This window comes from Oxalicibacterium sp. (genome assembly GCF_035565035.1).
Classification (GTDB): Bacteria; Pseudomonadota; Gammaproteobacteria; order Burkholderiales; family Burkholderiaceae_D; genus Oxalicibacterium.
Genome location: NZ_DATMTD010000115.1, coordinates 25,449 through 38,723 on the forward strand (window position 1 = coordinate 25,449; position 13,275 = coordinate 38,723).

13 protein-coding genes are annotated in these 13,275 nt (G+C 58.0%); 8 read left to right on the plus strand and 5 right to left on the minus strand.

The features are described 5' to 3' along the window. The first annotated feature begins 85 nt into the window (after positions 1-85). The 4 genes from VN114_RS12395 (at position 86) to VN114_RS12410 (ending at position 3,077) form a co-directional block, all read left to right on the plus strand. Positions 86-922: an oxidoreductase gene (locus tag VN114_RS12395; RefSeq protein ID WP_325515300.1), complete on the plus strand. Its 837-nt coding sequence runs from the start codon at positions 86-88 to the stop codon at positions 920-922. A gap of 120 nt (positions 923-1,042) precedes the next feature. Then, positions 1,043-1,891 carry an oxidoreductase gene (locus tag VN114_RS12400; protein WP_325515302.1) on the plus strand — a complete coding sequence of 283 codons (849 nt, stop codon included), beginning with the start codon at positions 1,043-1,045 and terminating at the stop codon, positions 1,889-1,891. 215 nt (positions 1,892-2,106) lie between these two features. Continuing rightward, positions 2,107-2,445 (plus strand): hypothetical protein, encoded by a 339-nt coding sequence (locus VN114_RS12405; protein ID WP_325515304.1) that lies wholly within the window; start codon positions 2,107-2,109, stop codon positions 2,443-2,445. A 107-nt stretch (positions 2,446-2,552) separates the two neighbouring features. Continuing rightward, positions 2,553-3,077, plus strand: coding sequence for an MgtC/SapB family protein (locus tag VN114_RS12410; protein WP_325515306.1), 525 nt, complete (start codon positions 2,553-2,555; stop codon positions 3,075-3,077). On the opposite strand, the gene VN114_RS12415 is transcribed toward VN114_RS12410, so the two are convergent. The 4 genes from VN114_RS12415 to VN114_RS12430 all read right to left on the minus strand — a co-directional run bounded on the left by VN114_RS12415 (position 3,078) and on the right by VN114_RS12430 (position 8,244). Continuing rightward, a complete protein-coding gene (locus VN114_RS12415) occupies positions 3,078-5,114 on the minus strand; it encodes a sensor histidine kinase (RefSeq protein WP_325515308.1) in 2,037 nt (678 codons plus the stop codon). It lies immediately after the preceding gene. Positions 5,115-5,126: 12 nt separating this feature from the next. Further along, entirely contained in the window at positions 5,127-6,533 is a 1,407-nt protein-coding gene (locus VN114_RS12420) for a sigma-54 dependent transcriptional regulator (RefSeq protein WP_325515310.1), read from the minus strand. A gap of 157 nt (positions 6,534-6,690) precedes the next feature. After that, complete coding sequence (locus VN114_RS12425; RefSeq protein ID WP_325515312.1) at positions 6,691-6,831, minus strand: MFS transporter small subunit; 141 nt, start codon at positions 6,829-6,831, stop codon at positions 6,691-6,693. Between the two features lie 27 nt (positions 6,832-6,858). Further along, positions 6,859-8,244, minus strand: a complete 1,386-nt coding sequence (locus VN114_RS12430) for an L-lactate MFS transporter (RefSeq protein WP_325515314.1) — start codon at positions 8,242-8,244, stop codon at positions 6,859-6,861. Between the two features lie 390 nt (positions 8,245-8,634). Here VN114_RS12430 and VN114_RS12435 point away from each other — a divergent pair, with 390 nt between their 5' ends. Genes VN114_RS12435 through modC form a run of 4 tightly spaced genes read left to right on the plus strand, consistent with a single transcriptional unit; the run spans position 8,635 to position 11,993 of the window. Then, complete coding sequence (locus VN114_RS12435) at positions 8,635-9,429, plus strand: TOBE domain-containing protein (protein ID WP_325515316.1); 795 nt, start codon at positions 8,635-8,637, stop codon at positions 9,427-9,429. Between the two features lie 22 nt (positions 9,430-9,451). Continuing rightward, positions 9,452-10,210, plus strand: a complete 759-nt coding sequence (modA, locus tag VN114_RS12440; protein ID WP_325515318.1) for a molybdate ABC transporter substrate-binding protein — start codon at positions 9,452-9,454, stop codon at positions 10,208-10,210. A gap of 17 nt (positions 10,211-10,227) precedes the next feature. Continuing rightward, positions 10,228-10,899: a molybdate ABC transporter permease subunit gene (modB, locus tag VN114_RS12445; RefSeq protein ID WP_325515320.1), complete on the plus strand. Its 672-nt coding sequence runs from the start codon at positions 10,228-10,230 to the stop codon at positions 10,897-10,899. Further along, complete coding sequence (gene modC, locus VN114_RS12450) at positions 10,896-11,993, plus strand: molybdenum ABC transporter ATP-binding protein (RefSeq protein ID WP_325515321.1); 1,098 nt, start codon at positions 10,896-10,898, stop codon at positions 11,991-11,993. The genes modB and modC overlap by 4 nt, the downstream gene beginning before the upstream one ends. On the opposite strand, the gene VN114_RS12455 is transcribed toward modC, so the two are convergent. Beyond that, positions 11,968-13,089: a substrate-binding domain-containing protein gene (locus tag VN114_RS12455; RefSeq protein ID WP_325515322.1), complete on the minus strand. Its 1,122-nt coding sequence runs from the start codon at positions 13,087-13,089 to the stop codon at positions 11,968-11,970. The two genes, modC and VN114_RS12455, sit on opposite strands and share 26 nt — an antisense overlap. Between the last annotated feature and the right edge of the window lie 186 nt (positions 13,090-13,275).

The following is a 13,275-nucleotide window of genomic DNA, read 5'->3' on the forward strand; positions in this document are numbered from 1 at the left end:
CCCTAAAGTTCAGTCATCGCGATGCACGTTACAGACACGACGGCATTGCGCCACTTAGACAACTTGACTTGAACAGGAGAACAAAATGCGTACATGGTTGATTACAGGTGCTTCCCGCGGTTTCGGTGAATTGATTGCAAAGAAGGCTCTGGCCGCTGGCGATGCAGTAATTGCCACCGCACGTAAAACGGACGGCATGGCAGAACGTTTCGGCAATCCTCCGAATCTGCTGCCGGTACAGCTCGATGTGACCAGCGAACAGCAGGCACATCAGGCAGTGGCAGAAGGCATCAAGCGTTTCGGCCGGATCGACATCCTCGTCAACAACGCCGGCTACGGCTTGCTCGGCGCGGTCGAAGAAGCCAGCAAGGAAGAAATCGAACCGCTGTTTGCCACCAATGTGTTCGGGGTACTCGCCGTGACGCGCGCCGTGCTGCCGCACATGCGCCGTCAGCGTTCCGGTCACGTGATCAACATTTCGTCGATCGGTGGTTACGAGGCGTATTACGGCTGGGGCGTCTACGGCGCAACCAAGTTCGCGGTCGAAGGGTTGTCGGAAGCGTTGCATCAGGAATTGCAACCACTCGGCATCCATGTGACGGTGGTCGAACCGGGCTTCTTCCGCACCGACTTTCTCGATGCATCGTCGCTCGTCACTTCGGGCAACCAGATCACCGATTATGCAGATACCGTCGGCGTGATGCGCAACGTCGCCAGTAATCTTAGCCATGCACAACCAGGCAATCCGGCGAAACTTGCGGACGCGTTCCTGACACTGGCGAATGCACAAAATCCGCCATTGCGCCTGCCACTCGGCAGCGATACCGTCGCGCGCATCGAGCAGAAGAATCGCAGCGTTGCAGCAGAACTGGACCAATGGCGCGACCTTGCACTGTCGACCGATTTTGTACAGGCCGCCTGATGTCGATCTGATCCCGCTTTTCAAATGTTGCGCGCCAGCCGAATGGTATCGGCGCGCAACGTTTTGCGAATCGGCGTACATTAATCGCCTCTTTGCTTTTACCGCACCATCGAGGATCACATGACTGCACACACCAAACCCGTCTGGTTCATCACCGGCTGCTCCACCGGCTTCGGCCGCCAGCTCGCCAAACACACGCTGTCGCTCGGTTATCCGACTGTCGTCACTGCGCGCAACGTCAAGCAGGTCGAAGACATCGTCGCCGGTCACGAAGACCTTGCACTGGTGGTACCGCTCGACGTCACCGTGCAGGCGCAGATCGATGCGGCGGTCGCCGCAGCAGAACAGAAATTCGGCCGCATCGACGTGCTGGTCAACAATGCAGGTGTCGGCTACTTCGGCTCGTTCGAAGAAAGCGATATCGACGAAGTGCGCCAGATGTTTGAAATCAATATCTGGGGATTGACCAGCATGACGCGCGCGGTGCTGCCATTGATGCGCAAGCAGCGCAGCGGCACCATCGTGAATATTTCATCGATGGGCGGACTGACGGCGTTTCCTGCGGTCAGTTTCTATAACGCCACCAAGTTTGGCGTCGAGGGATTATCCGAAGCGCTGGCGCAGGAAGTCGCGCCGCTCGGCATCAAGGTGTTGATCGTCGAGCCGGGTCCGTTCCGCACCGACTGGGCCGGGCGTTCGGCCAGCGAAGTGCCTGCCACCATCGCCGATTACGACGCCACCGCCGGGGCGCGCTTGCGCACGATACGTGGCTATAGCGGCAATCAGCCGGGCGATCCGGAACGTGCCGCAGCCATCATCGTCGAGACCGTCGCATCGGCAAATCCGCCCCTGCGTCTGCTGCTCGGCAAGAGCGCGCTGTCGATCACACGCAACAAGCTTGCTTCATTGAAGCAGAACGTGGAAGACTGGGCGCAGATAAGCGAGTCGGCGGATTTCCCGGAAACCTGATCCGTATTCGAACAAAACACGGCGCCGTTTGAAAAAGCAGGCGCCGTTTTTTTATGCCTGTGCAGCAAGAAACGATCGAAAATCCATACTTTTTGAAAAATGCACCGGCATGCAATATGTAAGTTTTTCACTCTGAAACAAAAGCGAAAATATCTCTTCTAATCGCAAGATCGCTCACTACAATGAGATCACGCAACCCTGGTTAGGAGATCGACATGTCCGTTACCCGTTCCGTTTTTGCCTCAACCGTTACTTCCGTTTTCGTTCTCGCCGTACTGGCCGGCTGCAAGAAGGCCGAGACGCCACCGACACCGTCGATGGGCGATACGCCAAGCACCAGCGGTTCGGTCGCCGCGCCACCGAGCAGCATGCCGCCATCCGAAACGAAAATGGTTCCTTCGCCTGCAGACAGCCCCACCAACAGCGGTGACGCCGCTGGCCCCACTCAGGCTCATCCACAAGACCTGACCAAGGAAGAAGAAAGTTCGGCCATGCCGAAGTCCGGCCAGGTCAATAACCATTCAACCGCCAATCCGGTCGGTGAGCAGAAATAAATACGTGGAACGCTACGTAGAACAACACGCGCAATAACACGCGGTCCATTTCGCCCGCCTGCCAGCAGCGCGGGTTATTTTTTGTTCGCGCATCGTGAAGGAGCGCCATGAGTGCAGAGAGTAGCGTGGGCGCCGAAATTCTGCGGACTATTCGCGACGAGTTTTCCGACATCAGCGATGCGGAGCAGGTGACGCGCGTCTGCGTGCGCCTGCTGGTTGCGATGATCCTGGGTGGTTTGCTGGGTTATGAACGTGAGACGCGCGGCATCTCTGCCGGCTTGCGCACGCATATGCTGGTGGCACTCGGTGCGGCGATTTTCGTGCTGGTACCGCTGGAAGCGGGCGTCAGTCATGGCGACTTGAGTCGCGTGCTGCAAGGCGTGATTACCGGCGTCGGCTTCCTCGGTGCCGGCGCGATCATCAAGCTTAATCAGGAGCAGGAAATCAAGGGCCTGACGACTGCCGCCAGCGTCTGGCTCACCGCAGCGATCGGTGTCGCGGCAGGCATGGGCCGCGAAGCGACTGCCGTGTTAAGCACGCTGCTGGCACTATTCATTCTGGCGGTCCTGCGTCAGGCCGGCAGCCGACACAAGAACGACAAGAAAGAATCGACTGACCCACTGCAGAAATAATTACGCCAGCAATCGCACCGTGAATTCGGTGCCGGCGCCTTCGTCGCTCTTTACGGTGATCGTGCCGCCGTAACGCGCCACCAGCGTGTAACTGATCGACAGTCCGAGCCCCGTTCCGCCTTGTCTTTTCGTCGTGAAGAACGCGTCGAACACACGGCCGACATCTTCCTTCTTGATGCCGACGCCGGTATCGGCGACGCGAATGGTGACGCCGCTTGTGCCGTTTGCACCATCTCTTTCATGCCAGTCCGCGGTCGCGATGGTCAAGCAACCGCCGTCCTTCATCGCGTGAATGGCGTTCGTGCACAGGTTGATCAACACCTGCTGCAACTCGCCGCGATTGATCGGCACGGCAAGCGTCGCACCCTTGATGTGTTCGACCCGGATGTTGCTCTGGTTCAGAAGATGGCGCACCAGCACCAGCGAATCGGTGACGACCTCGTCGACGGAAATGGTTTCGACATAGCCGGCAAATTCTCCGGGGCTGGCGAACTGCAGCAGTTTGGTGACGATCGTATTGATGCGATAAATCTGTTGATCCATCAATTGCAGTTCGCCCTGCACCGGTTTCGCCGCGGTGCCGAGTGCATCGCGCAACACGTCGAGATTGCCCTGCAGGACGGCGACCGGATTGTTGATTTCATGTGCGACACCGGCGGTGATTTCGCCGATCGCCGCGAGTTTTTCGGCGAGTACCAGTTGCTGCTGCGCCTGCACCAGCAACTTGTTGGTCTGTTGCAGTTCGATGGTGCGCTCGACGACCTTGCGATCCAGTTGCTCGCCCCACGTTTTCAGCTCGTGATTTTGCGCCTGCACGGTATCCAGCAATTCGTCCAGATGGCGCGACAGATTGCCCAGTTCGTCGAGCGTCTGCAGGTTGCCGGTGCGTGCGTCCATGTCGCCCTGTTCGACCGCCGTCATCGTGCGATTCATCGCGGACAGCGGCGAGTAGATATCGCGTGCAACGCGTAAAGAGAAATAGACGCCGCCGATGCCGATCACCGTAAACAACGCTGCCAGCAGCACGAAGGCGGTTTCCTTCGCCTTGCGGAACGGTTCTTCCAGATAACCGACGTACAGCATGCCGACGCGGCGGCCGAAACTGTCTGTAATCGGTTCGTATGCGGAGATGTACCAGTCGTGCACGACGAAGGCACTGTCGAGCCAGGTCCGGCCGTCTTCCAGCACATGATTGCGCACGACCTGCGACGCACGCGTGCCGAGCGCACGACGATTGCCGAACAAGCGCACATTGGTTGCAATGCGCACGTCGTCGATGAACAGCGTTGCGGTACCGGCACTGCCTTCCGGCAGCGAACCGTCGGCATACACGAGACTGTTGATCGTATCGACGAACGGCAGATTCTGGTTCAGCAGCATGCCGCCTTCCAGCACGCCCAGCAGGCGACCGTCCGCATCGTAAATCGGTGTAGCCGCATGAATCACCATGCCGCTGGTTTCCGCCTTCTTGTCGGTCGGAGCGGCGTTCGGCGTATCGACCAGTTCCAGATGAGCTTGCTGGGCAAGATGCTCATCGAGTTCGCGCAGCTGCTTTTCGGAATAGATGTCGATGTCATTGCCGGCATTGCCTTGCAGGGCCGATTGCACGACGGGCCAATGCGCGTTGTCGATCGTTTTGGGTGTTACCGCCGACACACGCAGGTTTCCCTGCGTATCGAGAAAATTCAGGAAATCCAGTCCAAGCGCCACCTGTCGCTCCGCCAGAAACTGCTGCAGCGCAGCGTTGTTGTTCTCTTCGATGGTGGTGACAAGCGGATGCGAATTGCCGAGGCTGGAAATATCCTGCCCGACACGATCGCGCACGTGCTGAAAATATTCATGCGCAACCGCGAGGTCGCTGCTGACCTTGAATGTCAGCAGACGATCGTAATAGCCGACGCCCCAGTAAAAGATGAGGAAGAACAAAATCGGCAGCACCGTCAGGAACGGCACCAGCGCCACCAGCAACAGCTTGGTGCGCACCGACGCGTTGCCGAAGAAACGCAACCTCAGCCACCATTGCAAAAAGCGACGCACGACGCGCAACGGTCAGACACCCCACTCGGCGCATTTGCGCTCGAGCGTCTTGCGCGAAATGCCGAGACGACGTCCGGCTTCGGTCTTGTTGCCGCCGGCTTCGTCCAGCACCTTGAGAATGTGACGCTTCTCGACAGCCTCCAGCGTCATGTCGCCGCCGGTAATCTGTTCCTCGATTTTTCTTTGTTGGCCGGCTGAGATATCGGACATGGTGCCGAGAATCAGCCAGCGTTCAATCAGGTTGCGCAGTTCGCGCACGTTACCGGGCCACGCGTACGATCCCATCGCCTTCAGCAACGTGGCGTCGGGCGCATGCGGTGGCACGCCGAGTTGCTGCGCAAGCTGCCGCACGAAATAAGCGGACAACGCAGGAATGTCGTCGATGCGTTCGCGCAATGGCGGCATGTGAATCTGCACGACGTTCAACCGGTAGTACAGATCCTGACGGAAACGGCCTTCGCGCACTTCTTCCTCGACATTCCGATTGGTCGCTGCGATGACGCGTACGTCGACCGGAATCTCGCGCTCGGCGCCGACCGGACGAATCTTCTTTTCTTCCAGCACGCGCAACAGCTTGACCTGCATCGCCAGCGGCAACTCGGCAACTTCGTCGAGGAACAGCGTGCCGCCTTGCGCATAGAAAAACAGGCCTTCGCGCGACGAGGCGGCGCCGCTGAATGCACCTTTCACATGGCCGAACAATTCGCTCTCGATGATTTCGGGTGCGACCGCACCGCAGTTGATCGGCACGAAGTGATTGCTCGATCGATTGCTCAACGTGTGCATCGCACGCGCGGCGATTTCCTTGCCGGTACCGGATTCGCCGGTGATCATGACCGTACTGGTCACCGTCGCCAGCCGCTTGATCGCTTCGCGTATCGGCTCCAGCGCGGCAGAGTTGCCGACCAGTCCCTCGACGCCGGCAAGATCGGCATGCTGATCCAGTTCGCGACGCAGCACGAAATTTTCGCGGCGCAGATGCGCGCGATCGAAGCAGCGACCGATGGCGCTGAGAATCTGGTTGACGCGAAAAGGCTTCAGCAGAAAATCGGCGGCGCCAGCGCGCAACGCGCGGATCGCGATATCGAGATCGGCGAACGCCGTGATCAGCACGACATCGTTGTGCAGGCCGAGCGTGCGGATTTCCTGCAGCCAGTCGACGCCGGATTTGCCGGGCAGGGAATTGTCGAGGATGATCAGATCGAAGTGATGCTGGCCAAGCAGCACGGCTGCCTCTTCAACCGACTCGGCCGTTTCGACACGGCTGCAGCGACTTGCCAGCGTGCGATGCAGGAAGCTGCGCATGCCGGGTTCATCATCGACAATCAGAATGGAGCGATGCTGCCAGCCACCGAAGGCTTCGGTGAACGATTCATCGGCGTCCGGCGCGGCAGGAATCGTTGTACTCGCGGAATTCATCGGATATTCGCTCATTTCATTCGGACGGCAATGCATTGTGCCGTCATTTTGCGCTTCTGCTGTTGCATTTTTTTGCGGCCTTCACCACGTGCAAGAAAAAAGGCGAGAGGGTCTCTCTCGCCTTGTCGATGTTACCGCATGCAATACGGCATTGCTGTCAGTGGAACAATGCTGTCGCCTTTTGCAGCGTCGACCACACGCCCCATGCCAGCGGAATGCCGACATACAGCCAGAAGGCAACGATGAGCAACGGATTGGTCGGCTGGCTCGCTTCGGCCGAAGAGTAATGGTTATTCATGCTGGATGCTCCTTGTCGATGAATTGTTCAATGTGCGCCGGCCAGATCAGGCTCGGCACTGCGCAGTTGCTGTTCGGTCATGTGGTGACGCTGGCTCACCGGCTTGATCAACAGATTGCAGATGAAGCCCACGATCAGCAGACAGGCCATCACGTACATCGTCACTTCATACGAAGCCGCTTTTTCCACGCCATGCTCGACCTGATATTCGCGGATGTAGTTGACCAGTACCGGGCCGAAGATGCCGGCAGCAGACCATGCAGTCAGCAGTCGTCCATGAATGCCGCCAACGTACTTGGTGCCGAACATGTCAGCCAGATAGGAAGGAATCGTCGAGAAGCCGCCACCGTACATGCTGATGATCAAACAGTAGGCCAGCACGAACAGTGCAACGCTGTTGGTCTGTCCCGTATGGGGAACCAGTGTGTACAGAATGGTGCCGAGGATGAAGAAGACGAAGTAGGTATTCTTGCGTCCCAGATAGTCGGAAGCCGACGACCAGAAGAAGCGACCGCCCATGTTGAACAGGCTCATCAGACCGACGAAACCGGCTGCCGCGGCCGGCGTCACGCTGCCCTTGAAGGTCTCCTGAATCATCACCGATGCCTGGCCCAGCACACCGATACCGGCGGTCACGTTCAGGCACAGCACCAGCCACAACAGATAGAACTGCGGTGTCTTCAACGCTTCATCGATATGCACGTGATTGCGCGTGATCATGCGGTTCTCCGCAACCGGTGGCGTCCAGCCTTTCGGTGCCCAGCCTTCGGCCGGAATGCGGATCGTGAATGCGCCGATCGTCATCGAGATGAAATACAGCACGCCCATCACGAGGAAGCTTTCGATCACGCCAACCGAAGTTGCCGACTTGAAGGTGTTCATCAGGAAGACGGACAACGGTGCACCGATCAGCGCACCGCCGCCAAAGCCCATGATCGCCAGACCGGTCGCCATGCCGCGACGATCCGGGAACCATTTGATCAGCGTCGAGACCGGCGACACATAACCCAGGCCGAGGCCGATACCGCCGATCACGCCATAGCCGAGATAGAGCAGCCAGATCTGATGGGTCGCCACGCCGATCGCGGAAACCAGAAAGCCGCCGCCGAAACAGCACGCCGCGACAAACATCGTCAGACGCGGACCGACTTTTTCCAGCCACTTGCCGCCGAACGCTGCGGCCAGACCGAGGAAGAAAATGGCGAGACTGAAAATCCAGCCGATGGTGGTCAGCTTCCAGTCGTCCGGTGCCGAGCTGTCGATGCCGATGACCTTCGACAGCGGGCCGTTAAAGACGCTGAATGCGTATGCCTGTCCGATACATAGATGAACTGCCAACGCGGCCGGCGGCACCATCCAGCGATTGAAGCCCGGGCCGGCAACGGTTTTGTCTTTTGCAAAAAATGCGAGCATGTGAAATCTCTCCTCTGATCTTTTCATGCGCAACGTGAATACTGTCGCGCGCTTGGTGGCAAAAAGCTTTTGCCATTGCAGATCACTAGGCAATCGACATGCCATCACAAAACAAACGCTAACCCCTTGATTTGTAAAGACATGCTGCCGGAGTACGAAAAAACAGGCGCGACAATTTGACTCGTCGTCGCGACAAATTGTCCGTGGGTGAATTTACGAAGTCTCCCCTTGGCCGGGCATAGCGGACATGGTTTTCATTTTGTACATCCATGCATCCCGTCCGCGTAGCGCAACGCACCGCCGCAGTAACCTGGCGATCACAGCGTTATGTCGTTAAAAGTAATAATGGATATAATTCGTGTTCTGTCTTCATCCCGTCTGAAATATCCGATGAGCAAATCCGATTCGCCGATCAAGCTGGAAGGCTTGTCCAAACCGCGCGGCAAGCGCTGGGACCATCTCGAACTGCTTGAACGCATCGATACGTCCGGTTCGATTTCGGCCGCCGCTACGGCGATGGGCATGAGCTACAAGGCGGCGTGGCAGGCGGTCGAATCGATCAACAACCTGTCACGCGAAGCGGTCGTGATCCGGCAGCCCGGTGGCAGCACCGGTGGCGGCACTTGTCTGACCGATTACGGTCGCCGCATGGTCGCCACCTATCGCCAGCTGGAACAGGTGTGGGCTGCAGTGCCGGCGTCGATCGGCCGCACGATGGACGACTTCAACCAGTACTACTCGATGAGCCGGAGATTCGATATGCAAACTAGCGCACGCAACCAGTTTCTCGGTACCGTCAGATCCGTCACCAAAGGTGCGGTCAACGCCGAAGTCATTCTCGACATCGGCCGTGACGAAGAGCTGGCAGCCATCATCACCAACGACAGCGCAGATCATCTGGGACTGGAAGTCGGCAGTGAAGCCTATGCATTGGTGAAGGCACAGTGGATCATCCTCACGGTCGAGGAAAACATGAAGACCAGCGCGCGCAATCGCCTGACCGGCACTGTCGTGCGTTGCCAGGAAGGCGCTGTCAACGCGGAAGTCGTCATCGAACTACCGGGCGGAAAAACCGTCGCCTCCGTCATCACGAACGAAAGCGTGAAGACGCTCGGCCTGAAAGAGGGCGTGCGTGCATCTGCGCTGATCAAGGCATCGCACATCATCCTTGCGGTGGCCAACTGAAATTTCCAACTGCACACTCGCCATGAAAAAAATTCCTCTCGCCACTGCGCTGCTGTCACTCGGACTACTCGGAATCTCCCTGCCCACCTTTGCCGAAGAAGTGCAGGTGGCCGTCGCCGCCAACTTCACCGCCCCGATGAAAACCATCGCCGCCGACTTCGAAAAGGCAACTGGCCACAAGGTCGTGCTGTCATTCGGCTCTACCGGCAAGTTCTATACGCAGATCAGGAACGGTGCGCCATTCGATGTGTTCCTCGCGGCTGACGATGCGACGCCTGAAAAACTCGACAAGGAAAGCGGCACTGTTGCCGGTTCGCGCTTCACCTACGCAATCGGCAAGCTGGTACTGTGGTCAGCCAAACCTGATGTGGTCGATGCCAAGGGTGATGTGCTGAAGAAAAACACGTTCATGCACATTGCGCTGGCCTCGCCGAAGCTCGCGCCCTATGGCCAGGCCGCAGTGGAAACGATGAACAAGCTCGGCGTGTACGACACGCTGCAACCGAAGTTCGTGCAGGGCGAAAGCATCGCGCAAACGTTCACGTTCGTTTCCACCGGCAATGCCGAACTGGGTTTCGTTGCGCTGTCGCAGGTTTTTGAAGATGGAAAATTGAAGAGTGGATCCGGTTGGATTGTGCCGGCGAACCTGCATCAGCCGATTCGGCAAGATGCGGTCATCCTGACCCGCGGCAAGGGCAACAAGGCCGCAGCCGAGCTGACCGCGTACTTGAAATCGGAACCCGCCAGAGCCGTCATTCGCTCCTTTGGTTACGACCTGTAAATGTACGCCACCGCAGCATGACTGATCCCAACATCGGCGCGATCATCCTGACGTTAAAGCTGGCAGCGCTCACCACATGCATTCTGCTGGTCATCGGCACACCACTCGCATGGTGGCTGGCGCGTACGCGCTCATGGCTGAAAGGTCCGATCGGTGCGATGGTCGCACTACCGCTGGTGCTGCCGCCGAGCGTGATCGGTTTTTATCTGCTGGTAACGCTCGGGCCGAACGGGCCCATTGGCCAGCTGACGCAAGCCATCGGCATTGGCACGCTGCCCTTCACGTTTGCCGGACTTGTGGTTGGTTCCGTACTGTATTCAATGCCGTTCGTTGTACAACCCATTCAGAATGCATTCGAGGCCATCGGCGATCGACCGCTTGAAGTTGCCGCGACATTGCGCGCTTCGCCATTCGATACTTTTTTCAGCGTGATCCTGCCTTTGGCAAGGCCGGGTTATCTGACGGCAACCGTGATGGGTTTTGCACATACGGTCGGCGAGTTCGGCGTGGTGCTGATGATCGGCGGGAACATTCCCGACAAGACGCGTCTGGTGTCGGTGCAGATTTACGATCATGTGGAAGCGCTTGAATTCGGACAGGCGCACTGGCTCTCGGCCGGCATGGTGGCGTTCTCGTTAGTGGTGCTGATCGCGCTCTATACATTGAATCCGACCGGACGCCGCAAATGAGCGAATTACCTCACGCACCAAATCAAATCTGCGCACGCTTCAACGTCGATTACGGCGCATTCGATCTCGATATCGATCTGGCGCTGCCGGGACGCGGCGTGACAGCCCTGTTCGGCCCGTCAGGTTCCGGCAAGACAACCTTCCTGCGCGTGATGGCGGGGCTGGAACGCGCATCGCATGTGCGGTTGCGCGTGAATGGCGACATCTGGCAGGACGATGCAAGCGGGTTGTTTGTGCCGACCTGGCAGCGATCGCTTGGTTATGTATTTCAGGAAGCAAGCCTGTTTGCGCATCTGGATGTGCGTCGCAATCTGGAATACGGCATGCGTCGCATCGCTGCTGCGCAGCGCCAGGTTTCGCTCGACCACGCAATCGCGTTGCTCGACATTGGGCATCTGTTGCCGCGCAAACCCGACAAGTTGTCGGGCGGCGAACGCCAGCGCGTGGCCATCGCACGTGCGCTGGCAACCAGCCCGCGCGTTCTACTGATGGACGAACCGCTTGCCGCACTCGATGCGCGACGCAAGGAAGAAATCATGCCGTATCTGGAACGTCTGCACGACCAGCTCGAGATTCCTGTGCTGTACGTCAGTCATTCGGTGGAAGAAGTCGCGCGTCTTGCCGATCATCTGGTGCTGCTCGAAGCCGGGCGTGTGACGGCCAGCGGTGCAACGGCTGAACTGATGACGCGCCTCGATCTGGATGTGGCGCATGGCACCAATGCCGGTGCGCTGATTACGGCAACCGTGATAGAACACGATCCGGCATTCCATCTGACATCGGCCGAATTTCCCGGTGGACGACTATTGTTGCCGCAACATCGCGCCGCGATCGGCCAGCAGGTACGCATCCGGATTCAGGCGCGCGATGTCAGCCTGAGCCGCACGCCGCAGCGCGACACCAGCATTCTGAATATTGTGGAAACGACGGTCACCGAATTCGTGGACGACGGTGCCGGACAGGTGATGGTCGGACTGGATGCAAACGGCACGCGTCTGTTGGCACGCATTACGCGCAAGTCCTGTGCAACGATGAATCTTGCGCCAGGCAACCGCGTTTATGCGCACATCAAGGGAATTGCGATTCTGAAGTAGGCGGCGCAACAGGACGCCGCGTCGCCGCGGTACCGAATGCTTCGGACAGCAGCAGGATCTTGCCGGTATCGGTCGATTCGTAGCCTGCCAGCCCATTGATCAGTTTGCGGAAGTAGCCGGACTGCACAACCTCGATCACATGCTGGATCAACGGATCTTCCATCATCGACAGCGGCAACGCCATGAAATAGCGCTCCTTCACCAGCGGGATGAAATCCAGACCAAAACGATGCGCCGCCGTCTGCACGCCGACGCCGACATCCGCCATGCCGCTGGCGATATACGCCGCGACAGCCGAGTGCGTGAATTCGTTGCTTTGATAACCTTCGATATCGAACGGTGAAATACCCGCTCCGGCCAGCATCAGCTCAAGCAGCATGCGCGTGCCGGAGCCGGCCTGACGATTGACGAAGCGCACACCGGGACGCGCCAGATCCTGCAGCGTCAGAATTTTTTTCGGATTGCGCGGCGCGACGAACATCCCCTGCGTACGGATCGCCAGATGGATCAGGCAGTGTTCACGCGGATTCAGCCATTGCGTGTAGCGCTCCACCGCTTTTTTCTCGAATTCGCCAAGCGGCACATGGAAGCCGGCCAGATCGCATTCGCTCCGGGACAACGCAGCCACCGCATCGGTACTGTTGCGATAACGCAGATCGACCGGAAGATTCGCTTCGGTCAACTGATGCAGCAACGCATCGACCGCGAAGCCATGGCTGGCGTCCAGCCGCAGCGGTTTGGTTTTGCCGACGATGGTTTTGCCAATTTCATTTTCCAGCTCGGACGCCAGACTTTCCAGCGTCGGCGACAAACGCGCGCGAATGCGACGATCGGCCCAGATCAGCTTTTCTGCCAACGGCGTCAATGTCGTGCCACGGCCGCGGTCTGTATTCAATAGCGGTGTGCCGAACAGTTTCTCGACGTCACGCAGCATTCCCCACGAATAGCGATAAGAGAGTCCCACCAGCCGCGCTGCCTTCGAAATCGAACCGGTCTTCTGGATCGACATCAGCAAATCGAGCAAAACCGCCGTGTCCAGCGGCGCGTCGGCGTCGTGCGTGATCTCCCAGTGCGGGTTGATGATGACTTTGAACATATGTCAAAAAAAGCCTATGTATCGTTTACGCCGCGTTCGCGATTATGCAAAAGATAGCCTATTGAAGCTTGCTTTTACGGGTGCTAACTTTCAGCCGTTGGAAAAGGTTTGCCTGCAAACTATATGCTATAGAAAGCATATATACAAGCTAAAACAAGATAATTTTTATAAACAAGGAAGCAGTAT